Origin of the sequence: Alkalihalobacillus sp. NPDC127517 (assembly GCF_050276055.1) — a bacterium.
Lineage (GTDB): Bacteria > Bacillota > Bacilli > Bacillales > Bacillaceae_D > Alkalicoccobacillus.
Genome location: NZ_JBNNQX010000002.1, coordinates 223,714 through 242,997 on the forward strand (window position 1 = coordinate 223,714; position 19,284 = coordinate 242,997).

At 37.0% G+C, this 19,284-nt stretch carries 33 protein-coding genes; 6 read left to right on the forward strand and 27 right to left on the reverse strand.

Annotated features, from left to right (window positions below):
* Window positions 1-82 precede the first annotated feature (82 nt).
* The 4 genes from ACQKKO_RS03050 to ACQKKO_RS03065 all read right to left on the reverse strand — a co-directional run bounded on the left by ACQKKO_RS03050 (window position 83) and on the right by ACQKKO_RS03065 (window position 2,977).
* Complete coding sequence (locus ACQKKO_RS03050; RefSeq protein ID WP_498644200.1) at window positions 83-442, reverse strand: hypothetical protein; 360 nt, start codon at window positions 440-442, stop codon at window positions 83-85.
* A gap of 534 nt (window positions 443-976) precedes the next feature.
* Window positions 977-1,297, reverse strand: a complete 321-nt coding sequence (locus tag ACQKKO_RS03055) for a hypothetical protein (RefSeq protein ID WP_498644202.1) — start codon at window positions 1,295-1,297, stop codon at window positions 977-979.
* Between the two features lie 76 nt (window positions 1,298-1,373).
* The gene (locus ACQKKO_RS03060) at window positions 1,374-1,793 is read right to left on the reverse strand and encodes a hypothetical protein (RefSeq protein WP_498644204.1); all 420 of its coding nucleotides are present in this window, start codon (window positions 1,791-1,793) and stop codon (window positions 1,374-1,376) included.
* Window positions 1,794-1,900: 107 nt separating this feature from the next.
* Window positions 1,901-2,977 carry a response regulator aspartate phosphatase gene (locus ACQKKO_RS03065; protein ID WP_498644206.1) on the reverse strand — a complete coding sequence of 359 codons (1,077 nt, stop codon included), beginning with the start codon at window positions 2,975-2,977 and terminating at the stop codon, window positions 1,901-1,903.
* A gap of 397 nt (window positions 2,978-3,374) precedes the next feature.
* Here ACQKKO_RS03065 and ACQKKO_RS03070 point away from each other — a divergent pair, with 397 nt between their 5' ends.
* On the forward strand, window positions 3,375-3,560 hold the full coding sequence (locus ACQKKO_RS03070) for a hypothetical protein (RefSeq protein ID WP_498644208.1): 186 nt from the start codon (window positions 3,375-3,377) through the stop codon (window positions 3,558-3,560).
* Window positions 3,561-3,644: 84 nt separating this feature from the next.
* Here ACQKKO_RS03070 and ACQKKO_RS03075 read toward each other — a convergent pair whose 3' ends face one another.
* On the reverse strand, window positions 3,645-3,821 hold the full coding sequence (locus ACQKKO_RS03075) for a DUF4177 domain-containing protein (RefSeq protein ID WP_498644210.1): 177 nt from the start codon (window positions 3,819-3,821) through the stop codon (window positions 3,645-3,647).
* A 406-nt stretch (window positions 3,822-4,227) separates the two neighbouring features.
* Between ACQKKO_RS03075 and ACQKKO_RS03080 the strand changes: the two genes are divergently transcribed.
* Complete coding sequence (locus ACQKKO_RS03080) at window positions 4,228-5,655, forward strand: hypothetical protein (protein ID WP_498644212.1); 1,428 nt, start codon at window positions 4,228-4,230, stop codon at window positions 5,653-5,655.
* A gap of 47 nt (window positions 5,656-5,702) precedes the next feature.
* Here ACQKKO_RS03080 and ACQKKO_RS03085 read toward each other — a convergent pair whose 3' ends face one another.
* The 4 genes from ACQKKO_RS03085 to ytvA are packed head-to-tail and all read right to left on the reverse strand — an operon-like array spanning window position 5,703 to window position 7,636.
* Window positions 5,703-5,825 (reverse strand): hypothetical protein, encoded by a 123-nt coding sequence (locus tag ACQKKO_RS03085; RefSeq protein ID WP_498644214.1) that lies wholly within the window; start codon window positions 5,823-5,825, stop codon window positions 5,703-5,705.
* Window positions 5,826-5,876: 51 nt separating this feature from the next.
* Window positions 5,877-6,647 (reverse strand): S1C family serine protease, encoded by a 771-nt coding sequence (locus tag ACQKKO_RS03090; RefSeq protein WP_498644216.1) that lies wholly within the window; start codon window positions 6,645-6,647, stop codon window positions 5,877-5,879.
* Between the two features lie 36 nt (window positions 6,648-6,683).
* The gene (locus tag ACQKKO_RS03095; protein WP_498644218.1) at window positions 6,684-6,839 is read right to left on the reverse strand and encodes a YycC family protein; all 156 of its coding nucleotides are present in this window, start codon (window positions 6,837-6,839) and stop codon (window positions 6,684-6,686) included.
* The gene (ytvA, locus tag ACQKKO_RS03100; protein ID WP_498644220.1) at window positions 6,836-7,636 is read right to left on the reverse strand and encodes a YtvA family blue-light photoreceptor; all 801 of its coding nucleotides are present in this window, start codon (window positions 7,634-7,636) and stop codon (window positions 6,836-6,838) included. Before ytvA ends, ACQKKO_RS03095 begins: the two co-directional genes overlap by 4 nt.
* 167 nt (window positions 7,637-7,803) lie before the next feature.
* Between ytvA and ACQKKO_RS03105 the strand changes: the two genes are divergently transcribed.
* The 4 genes from ACQKKO_RS03105 (at window position 7,804) to ACQKKO_RS03120 (ending at window position 10,687) form a co-directional block, all read left to right on the forward strand.
* Window positions 7,804-8,151: a YojF family protein gene (locus ACQKKO_RS03105; protein WP_498644222.1), complete on the forward strand. Its 348-nt coding sequence runs from the start codon at window positions 7,804-7,806 to the stop codon at window positions 8,149-8,151.
* Window positions 8,152-8,170: 19 nt separating this feature from the next.
* On the forward strand, window positions 8,171-8,842 hold the full coding sequence (bshB2, locus tag ACQKKO_RS03110; RefSeq protein ID WP_498644224.1) for a bacillithiol biosynthesis deacetylase BshB2: 672 nt from the start codon (window positions 8,171-8,173) through the stop codon (window positions 8,840-8,842).
* A gap of 17 nt (window positions 8,843-8,859) precedes the next feature.
* Window positions 8,860-9,759, forward strand: coding sequence for a 5'-3' exonuclease (locus tag ACQKKO_RS03115; RefSeq protein WP_498644227.1), 900 nt, complete (start codon window positions 8,860-8,862; stop codon window positions 9,757-9,759).
* Between the two features lie 421 nt (window positions 9,760-10,180).
* Window positions 10,181-10,687, forward strand: coding sequence for an N-acetyltransferase (locus tag ACQKKO_RS03120; RefSeq protein WP_498644228.1), 507 nt, complete (start codon window positions 10,181-10,183; stop codon window positions 10,685-10,687).
* A gap of 80 nt (window positions 10,688-10,767) precedes the next feature.
* Here the strand turns inward: ACQKKO_RS03120 and ACQKKO_RS03125 are convergent, their stop codons facing one another.
* From ACQKKO_RS03125 to ykzS, 18 genes are all read right to left on the reverse strand, one after another.
* A complete protein-coding gene (locus ACQKKO_RS03125) occupies window positions 10,768-11,922 on the reverse strand; it encodes a site-specific integrase (protein ID WP_498644230.1) in 1,155 nt (384 codons plus the stop codon).
* 75 nt (window positions 11,923-11,997) lie between these two features.
* Complete coding sequence (locus ACQKKO_RS03130) at window positions 11,998-12,213, reverse strand: helix-turn-helix transcriptional regulator (RefSeq protein WP_498644231.1); 216 nt, start codon at window positions 12,211-12,213, stop codon at window positions 11,998-12,000.
* Window positions 12,210-12,806: a RusA family crossover junction endodeoxyribonuclease gene (locus tag ACQKKO_RS03135; protein WP_498644233.1), complete on the reverse strand. Its 597-nt coding sequence runs from the start codon at window positions 12,804-12,806 to the stop codon at window positions 12,210-12,212. The genes ACQKKO_RS03130 and ACQKKO_RS03135 overlap by 4 nt, the downstream gene beginning before the upstream one ends.
* A 49-nt stretch (window positions 12,807-12,855) precedes the next feature.
* Complete coding sequence (locus tag ACQKKO_RS03140) at window positions 12,856-13,113, reverse strand: hypothetical protein (RefSeq protein ID WP_498644235.1); 258 nt, start codon at window positions 13,111-13,113, stop codon at window positions 12,856-12,858.
* A gap of 113 nt (window positions 13,114-13,226) precedes the next feature.
* On the reverse strand, window positions 13,227-14,063 hold the full coding sequence (locus tag ACQKKO_RS03145) for a metallophosphoesterase family protein (RefSeq protein WP_498644654.1): 837 nt from the start codon (window positions 14,061-14,063) through the stop codon (window positions 13,227-13,229).
* Between the two features lie 23 nt (window positions 14,064-14,086).
* Window positions 14,087-14,506, reverse strand: coding sequence for a hypothetical protein (locus ACQKKO_RS03150; protein WP_498644237.1), 420 nt, complete (start codon window positions 14,504-14,506; stop codon window positions 14,087-14,089).
* Window positions 14,507-14,600: 94 nt separating this feature from the next.
* A complete protein-coding gene (locus tag ACQKKO_RS03155; protein ID WP_498644239.1) occupies window positions 14,601-14,918 on the reverse strand; it encodes a hypothetical protein in 318 nt (105 codons plus the stop codon).
* Between the two features lie 164 nt (window positions 14,919-15,082).
* On the reverse strand, window positions 15,083-15,238 hold the full coding sequence (locus ACQKKO_RS03160) for a hypothetical protein (RefSeq protein WP_498644241.1): 156 nt from the start codon (window positions 15,236-15,238) through the stop codon (window positions 15,083-15,085).
* A gap of 378 nt (window positions 15,239-15,616) precedes the next feature.
* Complete coding sequence (locus ACQKKO_RS03165; RefSeq protein WP_498644243.1) at window positions 15,617-16,042, reverse strand: hypothetical protein; 426 nt, start codon at window positions 16,040-16,042, stop codon at window positions 15,617-15,619.
* Window positions 16,043-16,083: 41 nt separating this feature from the next.
* Window positions 16,084-16,314 (reverse strand): hypothetical protein, encoded by a 231-nt coding sequence (locus tag ACQKKO_RS03170; protein ID WP_498644245.1) that lies wholly within the window; start codon window positions 16,312-16,314, stop codon window positions 16,084-16,086.
* Window positions 16,315-16,331: 17 nt separating this feature from the next.
* Entirely contained in the window at window positions 16,332-16,745 is a 414-nt protein-coding gene (locus ACQKKO_RS03175) for a hypothetical protein (protein WP_498644247.1), read from the reverse strand.
* 15 nt (window positions 16,746-16,760) lie between these two features.
* The gene (locus ACQKKO_RS03180) at window positions 16,761-16,964 is read right to left on the reverse strand and encodes a hypothetical protein (protein ID WP_498644249.1); all 204 of its coding nucleotides are present in this window, start codon (window positions 16,962-16,964) and stop codon (window positions 16,761-16,763) included.
* A 15-nt stretch (window positions 16,965-16,979) separates the two neighbouring features.
* The gene (locus tag ACQKKO_RS03185; protein WP_498644251.1) at window positions 16,980-17,261 is read right to left on the reverse strand and encodes a hypothetical protein; all 282 of its coding nucleotides are present in this window, start codon (window positions 17,259-17,261) and stop codon (window positions 16,980-16,982) included.
* A 70-nt stretch (window positions 17,262-17,331) separates the two neighbouring features.
* Entirely contained in the window at window positions 17,332-17,565 is a 234-nt protein-coding gene (locus ACQKKO_RS03190) for a hypothetical protein (RefSeq protein WP_498644253.1), read from the reverse strand.
* Window positions 17,566-17,649: 84 nt separating this feature from the next.
* Window positions 17,650-17,853 (reverse strand): hypothetical protein, encoded by a 204-nt coding sequence (locus ACQKKO_RS03195; protein ID WP_498644255.1) that lies wholly within the window; start codon window positions 17,851-17,853, stop codon window positions 17,650-17,652.
* Window positions 17,854-17,860: 7 nt separating this feature from the next.
* Window positions 17,861-18,493: a hypothetical protein gene (locus ACQKKO_RS03200; protein WP_498644257.1), complete on the reverse strand. Its 633-nt coding sequence runs from the start codon at window positions 18,491-18,493 to the stop codon at window positions 17,861-17,863.
* Window positions 18,494-18,633: 140 nt separating this feature from the next.
* The gene (locus ACQKKO_RS03205; protein ID WP_498644259.1) at window positions 18,634-19,026 is read right to left on the reverse strand and encodes an IDEAL domain-containing protein; all 393 of its coding nucleotides are present in this window, start codon (window positions 19,024-19,026) and stop codon (window positions 18,634-18,636) included.
* 68 nt (window positions 19,027-19,094) lie between these two features.
* Window positions 19,095-19,280 carry a protein YkzS gene (gene ykzS, locus ACQKKO_RS03210; protein WP_498644260.1) on the reverse strand — a complete coding sequence of 62 codons (186 nt, stop codon included), beginning with the start codon at window positions 19,278-19,280 and terminating at the stop codon, window positions 19,095-19,097.
* Window positions 19,281-19,284: the final 4 nt, after the last annotated feature.

Consider the following 19,284-nt stretch of genomic DNA (forward strand, 5'->3'; position numbering starts at 1 on the left):
GTTCATTCCCCTTTCATTAGGATTTAATTTAAGGTATGTCTAAAAGATTAGATTGCTTGGACGAACGAATCAGACCATCCGACTAAAACTTTCTACGATTCACAAAACGTCCCGAATTTTTAGATTGTTTGATCCTAGCAACTGGTTCACCATAAGCAGTGCTAGGGTCTCTCTCTACCACATAACTTTCCTCCACTTCAACCTCTTTTGGAGTAAGCTTGTTTGTTAAACTTTTTGTCATTAGCGTTGTATCCAGTGTTGGAAGGCTTGGAACATCCATATCTAAATTACTTAGAAATTTCTCCACTTCTGCTTGAATGTCTAAAACGGTCCCTTTTACTTTCACTTTTTCTGTAGACGTTAATGTTTGATCTACATTGACGTCATATTTATCCAAAATTTTACCAACTACAACTTCTATTAAATGTTGGTGATTGTTCATCCAGCATCCCTCCATATTTTTTGCTACAGATAGTAGCAACTGAAATCTCTGACGAACATCAGAAATTCTTAATAGTATATGTAAGCTTGATTTGATTGATTGGGCTGACGCTTGACTACACCCTTTCCAATCTTTTAACCCTATGTCCATTTCAAAAAAGCCTATCCGAAAAGGATAGGCTTTTAAACAATATAAAAAAAGGATCCGAATCGAGCTCTTGCAAAACAAAATAAGTGGTGCGAGAGTGTGAGGGACCTTTCTCATCACTAGAATACCGAAAGTCGATCTCTCAATCAATTGTCTCGATGTACTTTAATAAACTCTTCATTCGGTTCATATTTTGTTTTCTTTCTTTACACTTTATTGCTTGAAATATGGTACGTGAAATTAATTATTTTAGTTGTGCTCAATTGGAACAATGATTGTTTCTTTAAACTCATTAAAATGATCTGTCTTCTCATCTTCCCATACGAGTAAGATTTCCAATGCATTCTCTTTTTTAGATATAGGAAAATTCGTAAAGCTTGTTAAAACTTAATGACTTTTAAGGACGTCCTTTGTTTCTCGGAAGAAACCTCCCTCTTTTTCTAAACCAGATGGAGTAGCCTCACTGCGGTATGTGTGAAGGGTCATAACATTCGTTTTTTCTCTACTTTTGTTAATCGTCACGATATGGAAATTAGAGCAACCTTCATCACATTTCGCTTGCTGTTGATCCCGACTAAAGTCTGTTTTATACACTTCAACCACCCAGTCCGGTGTTTCAACCTTCGAAACCAGCTCTTCCGCCTTTGCGAAATGGATAGGTGTGAGTAAGCCAAGCAAGATACTTATAAAAAAGATAATACGTTTCAACGTACATACCTCCCAGATTGATTTACTGGTATGGTTTGCCAAGACGAAAAAAATATGTATGCCATTGCGCAAAAAGTTACTCAGTATGAACATGAATGATCTTCTTTTCATCATTCCCATCAAAAATCGTTAAAGTGAAGTGATCCATTCGTTTAAGCAACTCTGCTGGAAATGTCTCATTAAACGTGACACTGTTCGTTTGTTCCAGATCAGATTCGATTATGATAGGCCCAGTGGAAAACTCTCCGATTTGACCTGGTAACATATACTCTTGAAAATAAGCATCAACCTCATCATCATGAAACCGTATATCATACGTTATTTCAATTGATGAAGAACCCTCATTCGTTAAAACCAGATTAAAGTTTTTGACAGGCTCGTTCATTGTAAAGCTTTCCACAAATTCAACATCTTCTATTTTGGATTCACATGCAGCAAGTAATGAGAGGAGGATTAGTGAAATGATCACATATGAATATTCGCTTATTATGTTCATTTTAATCACCCGCTTTAGATGTTCGAACGAGTTCATATGTTATTCTTCTACCATTGTAAAGTGAAATGAGAACAACAGACTCTGAATCCAAGTGATCGCTCGCGTTATTACATATGATCGTTCATTCCTAGTTGATGATTTTTCACATTCATTTCAAGGGCCAGTTTCGAAAAATAAAGTGCTTCTGAAAATTGCTCACGTTCCTCATAATAGTAAACGAGTTCGAGTGCAATTTCTTCGGCATCAAAGTACAATTGATGTTGAATTAACTCTTTAAATCCTTCCTTCATTCCACTTTCATATGCGCCCACATACACATCTTGATAGATTAGCATTTTTGCGTGATATTCATTGTCTTGCTTTATCCAGTCGCAAATATCTTTTAATGAAGTCTGTGCAGGCTCTATTTCTCCTAATCGTAATTGAACAAAAGCGAGATCTGCTTTCGTTTTATTTCCTACCTTTGTTAGCATATGCTCTTTAATGCTTAGAGCATGAAGAAAGAGAGATTTTGCTTCCTTATACTTGTATTGTCTTAATCGATTTAATCCCAAGCTTCGTAGAATGAGTGCTTTTACTTTAGGAAAGTCTTCTGCTTGATATAACGCTTTATAATAACGTACCTCAGCTTGATCATATTTCCCTAACTCTGAATCAATAGCTGCTAATAACAAATGGCCATTTAACACTTTATTTTGATACTTTGAATTCTGTTCAAACAATTCCATAGCTTGTTCCACATATGTTACTGCGAACGTATATTGATTGATACGATAGTAACCATCAGCTAAGCGAAGAAAAAACTCTGCCCGCTCATATTGGTCTTCTACAGAATCTAATAGCGACTCCGCTTTAGTATACAAACGTACCGCAGATGTATACTTGCCCTCATAGAACTCTTGTTGTCCTCTTATAAAATAATACATATAGTTCAAGTAGGACTCGTTGTCACTTTCTGAAGATATAAGTAGTGATTGATCTGATGCTTGTTTTACTAGTAGGTTATGGCGAACTGATAAGAGTTGATAAAATGCAGTGACATTGTGATCAGATTCCATGTTATTAATCATCTCTGTCACTTCATTTTTAAGTCTAGTCGCTGCTTCAAAGTCACTTTGAATTATGACATTATACCAGTCCAAACACCTCGAACCTACAATAACAGATGGTATCCCCTGACTCATAATAGTGACCCCTTTTTATTGAGTGTAGATTTAGAAACCATATTACATCCAATTAGATTTCTCTTATTACTTACCATAAACCACTTACGTTCTGAAAGTAACGAGCTACAGTTTTAAGACTGACGTTAGCGGGAAATGAGGTGTAATAAATTGGAGGGAATTCGATGTCTAAAAAATGGTTAGATGTAATCATAACATCTTTATCCTTTGCTTTTGTGATGTATGTAGTACTTCTTTTACTGAATTGAAATAGAATACTGGTTCACACCATTATTTTCTTTTTACTCATATTTACGTTTCATGACCTCAAACTTTTTTAAATAAGAATGACTAATCTTCCAATGTTTTGTCATTAACTCTCAGGGTAAAGAGTTTTAATACCAGATTGGAGGTCCCCATGATACATAAAAACTTTTTTATTGATGCTTTGGTTACGTTTGCAATCATTTTAACTGTTTCAGTTATATTTGGCTTCATATTTAGCAATGCAAGCATTGGAGAAATACTCGCAGACCGTATTGTTTTTGCAGCAATCTTTGCTATTGTTTGGACGATCCTTCAATTTGCGATTAAAAGAACGTAAGGTAGAGCTATAAAGTTTTCATTACATACTATTCTTTTTTAAACATACAAAAAGTCACCCCTCTGGATGACTCTCTGTTATGTATTACTTCTTTTTTAGTATAGCTGAGTGCTCACCGAAACTAAATCCGAAGAAAATATAGGGCTGTAGGATATGATCTAACATCCATCCCTCTTCTGCTTCTTTGTTTAAGATATCAGCTACTTTTTTATGATCACGCTTACTGTTTATATAAGGAAGCTTGATTACTTTGTATTCCATATTGATCCCCTCCAACCATATTATAGCAGAATTAAATAGGTTAAGATTTTCTTTTTTATAGTGGAAGGATAATGAGTGTTTTTCAAGAATTTTATGTAAATAGATAATTAATCATTCGTATAATATGATTGCTGAGATACCGCATGGTTTTGGTTAAAAACATGAAAAGAAGAAACGCTTAGAATACAAAACCATATTCATTAAACATGGAGTTCGTTTTTATTATTTAGCTTTATCTACTGGTTGACCCTAAGTTTGGATTATCAAAGGAAATTCAAAAGAAAAATAGTAAGCTACTAATCGACGTGCATGCGTCGATTTTTTTATTTTCTTACCTAATACATTTCACCTCCCCACCCCTCCTCACATAGGCTACTGTACCGAATGCTTTAGGAGGGGAAACACTATGGTCGAGCTGACGTTTGCTCACTGGCTGTATCTGGCGGGTACGGTTTTGATTATTTTTACGATGTTATTCCGGCAAAATGTGTTGGTTCCTTCGCTGTTTATGACTTTTTTTGTTGGATGGGTGTATACAGGTTCGTTTGTGGAAGGACTGCAGACGACGTTTAGTGCGAGTTTGGTTGCGGCTGCGGAATTGTTTAATATCTTCTTGATTATCACGGTGATGACGGCTCTTCTTCATGCGCTTCGGTCACTTCAGGCAGATGAACGAATGGTGCGACCGTTTGGATATGTGATGAAGTCCGGTCATTCGTCGTTTTGGGTATTAGCTTTTATTACGTATGGTATCTCGTTGTTCTTTTGGCCGACGCCTGCGATACCTTTGGTCGGAGCGATCCTCATTCCGGTAGCTGTGAGAGCTGGACTTCCTCCAATGGCTACGGGGGTAGCGATTGCGATTGCTGGGCAAGGAATGGCATTGTCCTCTGATTATATGATTAAGATTGCTCCCATGTTAACAGCAACGGCTGCCAATGTTGAGGTTTCTGCTGTGGCGGATAAGGCACTTATCTTATCGCTTATTACTGGGATCACGGCTCTTACGCTTGCGTATTTCCGGATTCGCAAGTTGATTCAGACACCATCTTCTACACATTTAGACGCGTGGAACGCGACTCACAGTGAGTCAACGGCTCCTGACCCGCGGGCTCAATCAAGTCGAGACAAGACAACTAGTTTGTTCTTCGCAATTGCGATTCCTCTTACATTTTTGGCGATTATGGTCTATATGCTTTATGTAACATTTACAGATGGGGTCACGCTTGAAGGCGGGGCTGGAGCTGCTTTAATTGGGGGCATTGCTGTTCTACTCATGATTGCAGCAACGGTCGCTTACAACTGGCGACAATCCTTAAATCAAGTGAGTGATCACCTTGTTGAAGGTTTTGTCTTTGCGTTTCGGGCGATGGGTCCCGTGATTCCGATAGCCGGCTTTTTCTTTTTAGGAAGCGGCGAGATGTCTGCTAAGATTTTTGCGTTAGGTGAGGGTGTGCAAGCGCCATCCTTTCTCTTTCAATTAGTTGAAGCCGGGCAGCAGTTCATTCCTGAGAATCCGATTTTCGCTGGGTTTGGACTGTTGCTCGTCGGGATGGTTACAGGATTAGATGGATCTGGGTTTTCAGGATTACCACTTGTCGGTGCTCTTTCCGGGGCTCTTGCGCCATCTGTTGGCATGGATGCGGCTACGCTTGGAGCCATTGGGCAGATGGGCGCCGTTTGGGTTGGTGGCGGGACGTTAATTGCTTGGTCTTCCATTGTAGCTGTTGCCGGGTTTGCAAGGGTGTCTGTCGTGGAGCTTGTACGGCAATGTTTTATTCCCGTTATGGTCGGTTTAATTCTCGCAACGATTGTAGCGATTCTGTTCTTTTAACGTACAAAAACCCTTTGCCACATTCGGCAAAGGGTTTTCTATTATGTTTACTTCTCTTCAGTATCTTTTTCTTTCTTACGATCTACGGTTCCGTCTTCTAGACTTTTATCAAACAAATCCTTTGTTTCTTCTTCACCCGATTTGTTTTCATTCTTTTCTTTTTCGCTCATGACTACACTTCCTTTCTCTCTATGCCCTACTATACCCCGCATAGTTGAAAGTTAATCATCTGCCTCTCCTAAAAACGCGTGAACCCGATCAATCGGAATCGCAAGCCCCACTGAGTCTTGATCACTTGAGAACCCTGGAATCGTTTTTGCATAGACCACACCAACAACTTCTCCAGATTCGGAAATAACCGGACTACCACTATGTCCTTGAAAGATGCTTGCATCAATTTGAATGGCGTCATACTGTTCTTCATGCTCTGTGATATGTCCTGTGATGGCAATATGATCGTAAAGAAGTGGATTACCAATGATATAGACGGATTGTTGATCACTCGTTCCTGCATCACTTAACGGCAACGCTTCGTGAGAGTGATTCGATTCGATCGAGAGTAAAGCAAGATCCAAGTCCTCATCTTCATGCACGATATCAGCTTGGTACTTCTCACCATTCACCGTTGTAACAACGAGTGGCCCTTCTCCCTCTGCCACATGATGATTGGTTAAAATCCGACCATCCTCACCATAGAAAAAACCTGTTCCTCTTGAACCGGTCCTTTGAACATGAACGATGCTTTCCTTATACACTTGAATATCAGGTTGTGTAGAAAGCTCCTCAGATTGATCCATTAACTCTCTGCCATCCGCCCCGTAATACTCCAGTAAGAACGCGCCCACATTACCAAGTAAAATAAGAGCAAGAAAAACAGCAGCACACTTCACCCACCATCTTGAAGGCTTTTTACGTTCGGATTCGTCAGGCAAAAAGTCTTCGGGCTCTGGTTCTCCTTCCATAATTTCGTCTTCGCGGCGGTCATCATTCATCGGCACTCACCTCCTGCAAAAAAAGACCTGAATCACTCAGGCCTCATCTTCTTTCGTATCCTCTTTTTGTGCGAGCTTCGTTAATTCTGCAAGCAAGATATGCTGTGGCATATGCACTAAATGTTCAACAGGTACCTTTAAATGTGCCGCTAGTTTTACTGCACTCTCTGGGGAAAGTTGTAATGGTCTCATGATGTATGACCTCCTTTTTCGGCAAAGTTTAAATCACGCAAGACTCGTTTAACAGAGCTCGCTGTTTTGATCGATTGTAACCCTTGTCGATTAAACTGAATCGATTTCATTGCAAGATCTGGCCTCATTCCGCAAACGATCAATTCCGTTCCAATCAGTGTTAATACGTCACGTAAACGATAAATACCATCAACCACTTCATCATCAAATGTTTGTAATCCAGATACATCTAAAACCAATGTCTCAATTTTTTCGTTTACTGTTTCTGTTGTAATTTGGCTAAACATCTCTGTAAATCGTTCTCCATTTACTTGACCAATAAGCGGTAGTACAGCTAACCCATCTAGTAATGGTACAATTGGTGTAGATATGGACCGAATTTGTTCAAGGGAATGCTTATATTCATTTTCCGTTAATTTATAATCGGTGATATCCTTTTGAATACCCACAAAATAATGTTTGTTTTCTTTTTCAAGATATACGGGATCAATCGTTAACTCGTTCCAAAATGGTTGTCCATTTTTTTTATAATTTAAGATTTCAATTGTAATTGATCTCTTTTCAATGATCGCTTCACGTAAAAGACGGATCGCATCTGGATCTGTATCCTTTCCTTGTAGGAACCGGCAATTGGTGTTTAACGTTTCCTCAATTGAATACCCGGTCATCGATGTGAACCCCTTGCTCACATAGATAATTTCATTATCAGGCAAATCCGGATCTGTTACGAGAATTCCTACTCTCGTATAATCTAGAATTTTCACTAATAATTCTGCTTGTTCAATGATCGCCTTCAACTAGCAACCCTCCATTTGATAAGAATGCCCTCTCTCTATATAGTTAAAAAAGTCGCGTTCATTGCCTGTATCATATGTTTGAAATATAATAAGATACATTCTATTGTAACTTTTTTTTAATAGTAGGGTCAATTTATAACTAAAAACACTTGGAGGATAACAATCGAATGAAACCTATACATGTAGAAGATGTTCAACAACAAATACAGAAGTTCTCAGATCAAACCGTTTATATTCATTTAGAAACGACGAATGGCGCCTATGCAACGCACAACAATGCAGATTTCTTTTCTGCGAGTGCATATATTCGGAATGCAAAAGTCCACGTAGAGCACGGCAAAATCCTTGGTGATGGTCCGTACCGAGTCGGATTAAAAATTGATATTGGCTGGGTTTATGCTGAAGGAATTACGCATTATGAGGACGATCAAGAAGGTCAATTACTTCTAGCTGGTCACGGAGCCGAAGGAAAGCTAGCTGTTGCATTACAAATTAGTGAAACCCCATTTGAATAATAGGTAGGAGATGAATGTCATGAAACAAGAATCACACGTACTCGTAATATTCCCACACCCAGATGATGAGGCATTCGGTGTCTCAGGCACAATCTCAGCTCACCGTGCAGCTGGAACACCTGTCACATACGCTTGTCTTACGCTTGGAGAAATGGGCCGTAATTTAGGGAATCCCCCATTTGCGACAAGAGAATCACTCCCTGGTATCCGTAAAAATGAATTATTGCAAGCGGCAAAAGCGATGGATATTCAAGACCTGCGTATGATGGGTTTTCGAGATAAAACCATTGAATTTGAAGACGATGAGAAAATGAAGCAGCTTGTTCTTAATTTAGTAGACGAATTAAATCCGTCTCTCGTTATTACATTTTACCCTGGTTACTCCGTTCACCCAGATCATGAAGCAACCGGTCGAGCAGTTGTTGCAGCACTCTCTGAGCTACCAAAAGAAACACGCCCTACTTTGTATTGTGTTGCGTTTTCAAACGGTCACGAAGAAGAAGTTGGTGCACCTGATGTCATCCATGATGTAAGTGATTTTGCTGAACAAAAAAAGAATGCCATGCGCGCTCACCTTTCTCAAACGGTTTGGATGCTTGCCGATATGGAACCAAAATGGGAAGCAGGTAATCCTGAAGCGTTAGCTTGGTTACATCGTGAACGGTTTTGGACGTATTCTTTTAATGATTAAAAATAGAGGTGCATGATATGACGCAGGAACGCTCATTACTTTTAATAGACGGCTTTAACTTACTCAGCCGCGGCTATTTTGCTACGGCTTATGGAAAAGAAGAACAAGATCTTCCTAAAACAGAGGATGGCCTTTATACAAATGGACTTAGAGTGTTTTGGCAGAAGCTTTTTCAGCTTGTAACAAAACACCAAATTACGCACTTAGCTGTTGCTTGGGATGTAAAACGTGAGGACTCCATCCGTCGCAAGAACTTTCCAGACTACAAGGCCACACGTGGCGAGTTACCTTCCCCACTTATTCAGCAGTATGAGACGTGTTTAGCTTTAATTGAAGAATTAGGAATGAAAGAACTAACAACACCACCATATGAAGCTGATGACGCCATTGGAGCGATTGCTGGATTATGGGAGCTTGAAGAATCCGGTCCATGCTACATTTACAGCAATGATAAAGACCTTCTTCAGCTTTTAAGTCCGCAGACTTCACAGATTATTGCAAGCAAAAAAGGGGAAGAAACGTATACAATTCAACATTTTCGTGACGAGTATGGCATTGAGCCCTCACAGTGGCCTGATGTAAAAGCTCTTCTTGGAGATAAAAGTGATAACATTCCTGGTTGTGCTGGTATTGGCCCTAAGACCGGCTTACCATTAATCCAGCGCTACGGAACGATTGAAGGAATCTATGAAAATATTGAAAATCTTGATCCTGAATTCGCGCGATGCTTAAAAAAGCTGCATAACGGCAAAAAAGCCACTCACGTTAGTAAGGAGCTGGCAACCATTATTTGTGAAATTGAAAGCCTGGTTGGTACAAATTTTGAAGAATATGAATTAAATATCGATGCAGAAACCGTTGCATCAACGCTTAAGCCTTTCTCCATCCGAACAAGCTTTCAGCAGCCTCTTTTTTAATGAGGCTGCTTTTCTTTTATGGGTTCAAGCTTTTTGAAGGGTTCAAACATAAATAATTGACTCAAAAGGAGTCCAAGTACTATATAGCTTATAATGAAGCTTTGCATAAAGTTAACATTAACCATCATAGTAATCATACACGTTACGAAGAATAGATATTGAATGAGCAAGACTTTAAAACCTACCTGTTGCTCTGTATTACATGATGGACAAACAACTCTCCGATTAGCGATGCCTTTAAAATAAATCTTTCGATGAGGAACTTCAATATGACAATGCACGCATTTAAGGTTTGATTTGGCCATAATTCCCTCTCCCACTTTCTGGTTTTTTCTTCTATTATATCAGATTGCTTGATTTCATAGGACTCGCCTTTTATAATAGTAAACTTGTGAGTAGAAAGCGGTAAAGGAGTGATTGGGTGCCTACAGAACACCTGACGAAAGAGGCAGCCTATGAATGGCCTGAGCAATCAATCAGTGATGAAGAATTTGAACTGATTCGAATGCAACAGAACTTAAAAGAAATTGCCAAAGATCATAAGGTGCTCGGGATAGAGCAGACAAAGGAAGAAAAATGGGTGATTGTATCTCAAATTGATGACGGCCATACATGCCAAATTATGATTAACACATGTACCTCATCCTACCCGGGGCATTGGGAATTTGCGATTCAAGCAGAATACTATAATTCCTTTTCCCTTCATATTGATGACATTAAGGGTGAGGAAAATCGTGGATTCGGCAGCATCTGTATGAATTATTTAAAAGAACACGCAAGCCGTCAGAATATCCAGCAGATTACCGGAGATCTAGTAAAACGAGACTGGAATCATCGAGATAGACTCATCCATTTTTATGAAAAGCATGATTTTGAAGTGGAGATTGACGAAGAAAACGCTGTTGGAACGATACTTTCAACGCTTTAGCCGTTTTACCTCAATCGCCTTAAAAACATAGAGGTCACCGATAGGACACGTTTCACTTCAAAAAAAGAGGTCACATCTTCTTACTTGAAAGATTTATCGAAGATACTCGCTGCTTCTTTTTGCATAGTTGGTGAGGCATGAGAATATACATCTAATGTAGTCTTAATACTCTTGTGCCTTAATCTCTCTTGTACGATTTTGGGATTAACGCCCTTGCTCATTAAGTAAGTTGCATGACTGTGTCTTAAGTCATGAAATCTTATCTTAGGCAAGCCTAACTGTTTTATAAGAATGTCGAACCCATTATTAATTAGCTTTGGGGTCAATACCTTACCATTCCTTGCACAGAAAATAAGGTCATTGTCCTCATAACTATCTTTTTTGAATTCTTTATCACTGGCCACTTGCTCTCTCTGTTTATCAATATAGGCTAGAGCTTTATCTGGAAGATCAACTTGTCCTAAAGATGTTTGTGTTTTAGCTTTATCCGCTAAATCAAATCCACCCTCGACCTGTACAACTGTTCTTCTGATGTAGAGTTTTTTATTCTCATAATCAATATCCTTCCACTTTAATCCAAGTATCTCTTGCTTCCTCATGCCAGTGAGTAGAGCCAAAGCGCAAGCATTATAGTGACGTGAAATTTTTCTGTCTATAAATTTCTCTGCATTCAGAAACTTTTCAAAGTGTTCATCTTCCCAAAACTTTGCAGTAGGTATTACTTTGGGTAGAGAAACATCTTCAGTTAAAGAATAATCGAATGCTTTCTTTCTAGAAGCTATCTTCAATATTCCTTTTAATGCAATCCAGACACGCCTAGTAGATGTAGGGGCTAACCCTTTCTTCTCCATTAGATGACGAATAAATCCTTCCAACACTCTTTCATCAACATGCGACATTTTCATTTTGTTGAAGTATTCATCTATAAGTTTTACAGAGTGTTCAAGTCTAAAGTAAGTAGCGTATGAAACAGAGATTTTCTTTTTGTTTAAAAACTCCTTAGCAAACATGCTTAAGGGAGCTTTATCTAAGCTAGAGCTATCAAAAGTACTATTCTCCATTTCGACCAACAGCTTCTTCATAGCTGCTTTTGCTTCAGCTTGAGACTTAAAGCCTTTTCTCTTTTTCTGCTTTCTCTGTTGGGTAAATGGATCTCTACCTGCCTCCAAGACAAAGAAATACAAATTAGTCTTAGGGTCTTTTCTAATCTTAGTTATATCTATCACCTCTAACATTAAACTTGTGGCTTTGTACGATCTATTTTAACATAGAGGCACAAATATTAAAAATATAAAATTAAAGAAGGGTAATTAACCCTTCAATGTATATGTATAACTATTACTGTTATTTTTGTTATAGAGCCAATCGTAAAATTCTTTTCTTAATGCTTTAAAACTTCTGCCAAAACGTAACACTGTAAACTCTCCTGAATGCATAAGTTGATATACCGTGTCTCTCCCTAGTCCTGTAATATCTTGAATATCTGTAACGGTGAGTAGTTCCTTTTGTATCTGAATATTTATCATCCCTTCTTATTAGTTTTCTTTTCCTTATACTTATCACATCTTAATCCATTAACTTCTCTATGTATTTCCTCTCTAATTCGACCTTCCTTTGACTCCTTTAGAATTGAACAATTATTGCCGTACCTTGTGCACGACTTACAACCTTCTTCAAACTGATCTAACTCAGTCTCATTCTTAAAGATTCCTCTATACTCAACTGGATAAATACTCAATTCTATACGAGGATTATTTTTATCATAATATTGCTCATGTGTACGTGTAAGGATCGTTCTATCATCTATGTATGCAATACCATTAAGAACATCACTCATGACTTTCATGTAGTTCTGTGAGTCCTTATCTGTGCGATCAAAGTAAAATATACAATCTAAGTAATGATGTATGTATCGAGTATCTTCTATATCCCAATCTTGCTTTATAACCTGTTCCTTGGCGTACTTAGCAAACTCTTTTTGAAACTTCTTAGCTTCAGCTTTTGTATAGGCCATTACCATGCAGCCATTGCCTTTTCTAACCCCTCTATATCCTAAGTAATGATTCGAGGATGGTGGAATACCCTGTACTGTTAAATTCAATGTTTTCTTATCTGTCAATAAATCACACCTTTATTTTATATTTTTATATTAAAACTCACTTTCCAACTCACTCAAACTCGATTAACCTCTCAACCGAAATATATTTATCATATGTACCGTACTTATCCACTAACACTTCTCCTTGTAGCAATTCCTTCATTGCAAAGCGTACAAAGTTTTCAGTTTTAACGTATTCTCCTTCTTTGGTTAGATATACTCGGTCAGGAGTATCAATCAATTCATCTGTTTCAGCACACCTTGGCTTGATACAATTAAATGTTTCAGCTAGTTTATACTCATCAATGTCATCTGGAAAGAAGCTCAATTAATCATCCTTTCTGTTTTTGATTGCTTGTGAGAGCGTCTGTGTTGCATCGAAATTAATGGTAGGTGACACTTTGCCTTACTATGTATTGGAAATGCTCTGTGAGAACTCTCTTAAATTTCAAAAGTTCTCACTTTAAACTCCTTAAACTGATCTATATCCCATGAAGGTAATTCGTTAGAACCAGCTTTGTAATTACTATATTCTTGAGGATAGCCAAGTGAGTTCATATGAAACTTAGTATCTATCCCTCTCTTATCAAAGCTACCTTGTTGATGGTCATGGCCACAAATCCAATGCTTACTGCTGAAGAATGGTACCTCTGTCGTATAGCAGCTATTTGGTTCATGATAAGTGAATGGATTATGTAATGGTGGCACATGAGATACAAATATGTCTATCTCTTCATGCTCTAAAGTGTCGTACCATTTCATTGAATCCCACCACATTTTTCTTACCATATCCTCTGTAGAGTAACCACTCATGTTTATGTAAGCAGAATCGTTAGAGTTATTATTGAAGAAACTCCAATCCTTCACGCCTTTAGGAAGATACCACATTACATCTCCTGCAAAGGTAACGCCTTTATAAGTGTCAGTAGACTTGATGAGTGGAATAACGTTATCTAGGTAAGCCATTTTTTCTAAGAGTTCGTCTAAACGTCCTAAAGAGTCTCCATACTTCTTGCGTTGTGACTTGCTGATTAGGTATAAATCATGATTACCATAGGTGAAATACACTCGCTCATAATGTTTAGAAGCTTCATCGAGAATCCATACGGTTTGATTATTCCATTCACTAAAGTCACCAGCTAACACTAAGACTTCTCCGTGTCCATTTCTAATTAGAAAATTAGTTAAAGATCTTGAACGCTTCTCCCACTTTTCTTGATTGGGAGTCCATAGCATCCAATGATTAAAGTGTAAATCTGAAGCATAATCTATTTTTATGTTAATCTACCTCCTTACTGTTCTCACCAATCATACTTACAAATCAATGTTACCTTGTCATCAATCTTCTTAACAGCTACAACGGCATCTCCTGTTTCGCTATAAAAGCCTACAGTTACATCAGTGTGTCCATAAATGCCGTACTCTCCGCCCTTATATCCAACCATCTCCCCTTGCTTAAGAGCTTGTTGAAAGAGCTGATATAAATCTCTGACAGTTTTTACTGGCGATTCCTCTTTGTCACTTAGTTCCAAACACAACCTATCATATGAGCCTCTGTCACTATCGAAATCGCCGCTTAGAATAGTGTTTTCTTTATATGTTGATGAGTAGATTAATACTTGATCATCATGATTGTATCCAAGAAGTTTATTCATTACTTGTTCGACCGATAGAATGCTGAAGTAGTTATTTGCAATATTCTCAAGGATTTCATTTGTCATCAAAACACTCCTTTGATTTAATTTATTAAAACGCATCTTTTATAGAGAATTAGCGATTGTAAAGTGTTGATAAATCAACGTTTTTCGCTTTATCTCAGTAAAACATTTCATTGTCTGAGAAAGAAAAGATGGTATCCTGTCTCCATTGATTCAAATTCACGAAGTGATAGTTTTTTACTCCAGAATTATCATAAACAAAGTAGTATGTATTCAGATTATCTTTAAGGATATACTCAGATTCGTATGCAACAACCTTACACATAGCCTTATGCCAATCTTTTTCTTCATAGTTGCTCCAAGCCCATCCATAGCCCATACCTTCAATATCAATCCAGTTAATTCTGCTAGGATCATCCTCATCATCATAATAGTTAATTATCATTTGTATGTGATCGTATATTGAAGTGGTCATATGAAGATCCCTAACTACTTTCTCATTTAACCAACCTTGTTTAATGATCTTTGAATTCTCCATACGTACCGAACGTAGAATCTCCTGTTTTGCTTTCTTATTTATACAATCTCCACCTTATTAAATTAATTTTCATATGCATCGTCCCAATTGTTGGATAAAACTTATTCTTGATAAAATTCATCGCTATCGATACTTGCCCAATAATCTTTTTCAGTGCTTTTTCTAAATGCTGTTAAGAATACACTATCAACAGTGACACTCACATATTGGTATACAACTCCATGTCGTATATATTCTTTTTCGATTGTTAGTTTCATGACCTCACCCTCTCTAATTTATATATTTTTTTTTTAGTTTAGTTAAATTCCATAATTTAATTTCTTCCTCTGTTAGCTTCCATGTATATCACATAGTCACTCTTTGGAATTAGCTTAGTGTCTCTTTGTTCGAGTTGATCAGAAAACCTACCGACAGGCGCACCTAATTCATAAATTATAATGTCCTCTTCTTTATGTCCCGCTCTCAAGGCTATGTATGAAGAGTCTACATTTCTGTATGTGACTAGATCTCAGTCATCAAGAAAAGCTTCTTTTGCTTCTTCCAAAAACACCAAAGCGTCGTTATTTATCACTCTCATAAATACCCACCTCCTTTATATTTTCGATTTAAAATGTTTCTTTTATTGAATCATATAATTAAATTGGATTATCGACTCTGACCACCACTTCTGCCATTAGATCGCTATCTATATATGAAATTGAATTTACTCCTAACTCCCTTGCAAAAGAGCATATCAATTTATGCAAATCTTCGATGTCTCTATATGCAAAAATATATTCAAAATATCTTTCCCATTCAGTATAAAAATCAATTGCTACCAAATTAGTGATTTCTTTATTATCACTAATGCTCTCTAAAGGCTGGTACATTGTGACACTGCTATCATTAAAATCTTCTTCATCTAGAGAATAATGCAGTACATCTTCAAAAGCGGTATCATTAATTTGCCTCAAGACTAATGTGTTGCTAGGTGTCTCATCCCAATTTTTATATTTACTTACTTTAGTAAGTAGCTTACCTGAGTATTTTATGATACATCCAAGATTTTTAATAATATACACTCCTTAACTTTATATATTCTATAAATGACTTGTTTTAACGACTAGTCATTCTCCTCTTCGTCATAGTATCCAGATTCCCTTAAAGTCTCATCTAGCGCTTCGTAGTAAGGCTCCATTTTCTTTTGCATACTCTCGACACTGTTATCTTCTATATAATCTTCGTACACTTTTAATCGACGAAATACATCTCTGATCTCTGCCATAATTGCATCACTATCATCATGGGCTAGTACACTTTCGATAAGGTATTCCATTAGGTCATCATCATTCATATAAACTGCCAGCCTCCTTAGTATTTAACAGGATAATGTTCAATTGTATTATCTACTATCTCTTTTATCTTTTTGATATTTAACAGTGCCCCATTAGTAATATCTTCATCGTGGATCTTTGTAGCGATATGACCTCTCCCAATACCTTCGTCAAATACTGAGATATCTGCCATAGTTTCCTTATCTTCACTTGAGCCTTTAAATGATATGCATGAGATCCAAACTTCCGATGCATTAAATTTATTCTTTATTTCGTCTAAAGTTTCTTGACTCATCTTCTTTATCAACTCACTTAGAGACTTAAAAGTATCGCTTTCAAACATCTCTTCTCTGTCTTCTTCGGTAATTTCGTCATACATTAATCCGAAACTCTTATCATAGCTATACTCTATGTATCCTGAAAAGTTCTTTACTGGTTTAGTGATAATCAAATAAAACATCTCCTCTTATATTTTATGCTTTCTTGCTTTTCTTTTCTCTAGTCCATTAAGCTTCGAAACGGCCATGTAATATCCTTCAGAAATACCTTGATAGTATCCATACTTATAGCTACCAACATCGTGTTGATTTTTCTTATCTCCCCAACGTTCAGCTTCATTTAGTAAATCTTCTGCCCAATCATCAAGTAACTTGTTGTAGTCTAAGTTCATCTATTCGCTCCCTTTTTAAATTTCTTTCATCTTCATGATTTTTGCTTCGTTGCCACTTGTAACTTCAGCAATGGCAGTCATAAGAAAGTCAATTTGATGATTTTTATATGTACTAATCGACCCGGTATTATCAGAATTCATATAATCAATTTCACCAAAAATATAAATCTCCTCACTGAACACTCTTATCAGCCTAACTCCGAATAAGTAGCCCCAACCCTCATTTAAATATATGTCAAAGCCCTCATTTAAACTAAGATTGATAATTTTTTCTTTTAGATCCGTTTTATCCAACACTGTTATACCACTCCTATTTTTATCTTTTAATTAAGTTCGAATCATTTAAACTTAGATATGCCTTAGCGCATTAAAATGCTCTTTCTTTCGAGATCTTCCATACAGAGCCAACAAATTCACCACTTAATACAACTGGTTTCATGCTCTCATTCCAGTAAAAATGATAATCACCATTATTTACGATCTTCTGTGAATGCGGCCATTCAACCATTTCCATCATTTCACCTTCTTCGCTTTTCTGCAGAACTTCCCAGAAAGTACCTTCTTTATATTTATATTCTCGATAGCTCATAGTTTTAGACATTTTTCATTCCTCCATTATATTTTTTTTTATATATTAATAATTTAGTTTATGATTGAACCTCTCACTTTAAAATACTCGATTTATTCAATCAAACTTATCCTTACTTTCTTCTCGACCTTGTTCAATTGTTCTACTGATGATATTAAGTTTCCCATATAACCAGTTGACCTGTTCAGCTCTTTTTAATAACCACTCAATAACCTCATAATCATGAATACCGTGCTCCTCTTTACCCTCTTCTTTTAGGCGATGTCTCAACTTCTCTGCACGTTCTATATAGTAATTCAATTTGATTTCACCCCTTTAAGCTTGCTTTCTTCATGTTTTTTGGTCTTGGTATGACCTCTTCTATACGAGAAACAGTTAAATATTGCACATCGCTGTACACACCCAATAGCTCTGGATTAACGACGCTAAGAGAAAGCGTTCTATTTTCTTTAAACTCTTCTACTAGCTTTTCTTTTTCTAAGTTTGATAAAAAGCTAATGAACGATTTGCTCTTTTTATTCCTACCATAAGTAAAAGTCAGCGTATAAGGAAGCTTTTTGGCTGCTTCCATTAGGTCGTTAGATGTTTTATACTCCTCTATGTATTTGCTCTCTATGTAATTAACAGTTCTTCTTTTTAAGTCGGTTATTTTTCTTATGACGAATCGTTTTTCTTCTGTTAGATCTTTAGCATATGGATGGAATGCGAGAGGGTGAAAAGTCATTTGAAAATCCTCAACACTCCTGCACCAATCTTTTAACTGCTCTACGGATATTATTTTGTCGTTTTTAACAACATTAGCAAACTCCGTTAAATAAGGAACAGCCCACTTACCCAGCTTTACCTCGCTATCAACTTCTTGCCATTCGCCGAATAGCGTAGGATTTGATTTTATGTCGAAATTACCTGTTTCTTTCTTAAGTTGTCTTCTAAAACCCATTTATCATTCTCCTCAATATTATTTTTTCATTCTCTTTAAAAACTTGCATTTTAAAATAATACAGTTTGTGAATTGAATTCCAAACCCTTGTGTACCAACGGTTACAAGATGTCACATTTCACAAACTTTGTATTTATGCTTTAAATCGGCTCTTTATCAAGAAAAACGATCATTTCTTTCATACCACCTTCATATTCGCAAGCCCACTTTTCATTTTCATCAATTGTTCCACGACTCAGCTTCACTTTGCCAAGTTTATTCTTCATATGTACAAGCTCATAGAATCTTCTCTCATCTTTATTATCTAAAGCAAAGTCAATTAGCTCATCTAACACATCTAACTCAAAAGTATTCTCTGCTTCATACAACGACCAACTGTATGTAAGCCTCTGACCTCGCTGCCCTTTTTGAATATTAAATAGCGATTGGAAGTAAAGCGAACCATCATTCATCTCATGTACTAATCCTAAATTCCTTTTACCTGTACCTATTTTCACCTCTGCCCAGTACGAGAATTGAGATTCTATTGCCAAAGCAAACCTCCTTATAGACCGTAATATTATTTTATATTTTTAATAATGTATTAATTAGAAAGGAATGCTTACGCACTCCAGCCCGGTTCGTATGTAAAGATAGTAGTCCCACCATGTTGTGCGTTGCCTCTAAAGTTTTTAAAGTCATCCTGTTTAATCAACTCTTCTCTAAATTCCAAGAAGTCTTGTTTCTCCACTCTGTACTCACTAATGCTTCCGTTTCTTAGTTGGTTAATAATTTCTTGAGTATTCATTGGA

Bases quoted from the DNA above. Each gene is read 5' to 3' on its own strand.
- ACQKKO_RS03050 (WP_498644200.1), bottom strand. From the start codon at position 442: ATGAACAATCACCAACATTTAATAGAAGTTGTAGTTGGTAAAATTTTG.
- ACQKKO_RS03060 (WP_498644204.1), bottom strand. From the start codon at position 1,793: ATGAACATAATAAGCGAATATTCATATGTGATCATTTCACTAATCCTC.
- ACQKKO_RS03065 (WP_498644206.1), bottom strand. From the start codon at position 2,977: ATGAGTCAGGGGATACCATCTGTTATTGTAGGTTCGAGGTGTTTGGAC.
- ACQKKO_RS03070 (WP_498644208.1), top strand. From the start codon at position 3,375: ATGATACATAAAAACTTTTTTATTGATGCTTTGGTTACGTTTGCAATC.
- ACQKKO_RS03075 (WP_498644210.1), bottom strand. From the start codon at position 3,821: ATGGAATACAAAGTAATCAAGCTTCCTTATATAAACAGTAAGCGTGAT.
- ACQKKO_RS03080 (WP_498644212.1), top strand. From the start codon at position 4,228: ATGGTCGAGCTGACGTTTGCTCACTGGCTGTATCTGGCGGGTACGGTT.
- ACQKKO_RS03085 (WP_498644214.1), bottom strand. From the start codon at position 5,825: ATGAGCGAAAAAGAAAAGAATGAAAACAAATCGGGTGAAGAAGAAACA.
- ACQKKO_RS03090 (WP_498644216.1), bottom strand. From the start codon at position 6,647: ATGAATGATGACCGCCGCGAAGACGAAATTATGGAAGGAGAACCAGAG.
- ACQKKO_RS03095 (WP_498644218.1), bottom strand. From the start codon at position 6,839: ATGAGACCATTACAACTTTCCCCAGAGAGTGCAGTAAAACTAGCGGCA.
- ACQKKO_RS03105 (WP_498644222.1), top strand. From the start codon at position 7,804: ATGAAACCTATACATGTAGAAGATGTTCAACAACAAATACAGAAGTTC.
- bshB2 (WP_498644224.1), top strand. From the start codon at position 8,171: ATGAAACAAGAATCACACGTACTCGTAATATTCCCACACCCAGATGAT.
- ACQKKO_RS03115 (WP_498644227.1), top strand. From the start codon at position 8,860: ATGACGCAGGAACGCTCATTACTTTTAATAGACGGCTTTAACTTACTC.
- ACQKKO_RS03125 (WP_498644230.1), bottom strand. From the start codon at position 11,922: ATGTTAGAGGTGATAGATATAACTAAGATTAGAAAAGACCCTAAGACT.
- ACQKKO_RS03130 (WP_498644231.1), bottom strand. From the start codon at position 12,213: ATGATAAATATTCAGATACAAAAGGAACTACTCACCGTTACAGATATT.
- ACQKKO_RS03150 (WP_498644237.1), bottom strand. From the start codon at position 14,506: ATGACAAATGAAATCCTTGAGAATATTGCAAATAACTACTTCAGCATT.
- ACQKKO_RS03155 (WP_498644239.1), bottom strand. From the start codon at position 14,918: ATGACCACTTCAATATACGATCACATACAAATGATAATTAACTATTAT.
- ACQKKO_RS03160 (WP_498644241.1), bottom strand. From the start codon at position 15,238: ATGAAACTAACAATCGAAAAAGAATATATACGACATGGAGTTGTATAC.
- ACQKKO_RS03170 (WP_498644245.1), bottom strand. From the start codon at position 16,314: ATGAATGATGATGACCTAATGGAATACCTTATCGAAAGTGTACTAGCC.
- ACQKKO_RS03180 (WP_498644249.1), bottom strand. From the start codon at position 16,964: ATGAACTTAGACTACAACAAGTTACTTGATGATTGGGCAGAAGATTTA.
- ACQKKO_RS03190 (WP_498644253.1), bottom strand. From the start codon at position 17,565: ATGTCTAAAACTATGAGCTATCGAGAATATAAATATAAAGAAGGTACT.
- ACQKKO_RS03200 (WP_498644257.1), bottom strand. From the start codon at position 18,493: ATGGGTTTTAGAAGACAACTTAAGAAAGAAACAGGTAATTTCGACATA.
- ykzS (WP_498644260.1), bottom strand. From the start codon at position 19,280: ATGAATACTCAAGAAATTATTAACCAACTAAGAAACGGAAGCATTAGT.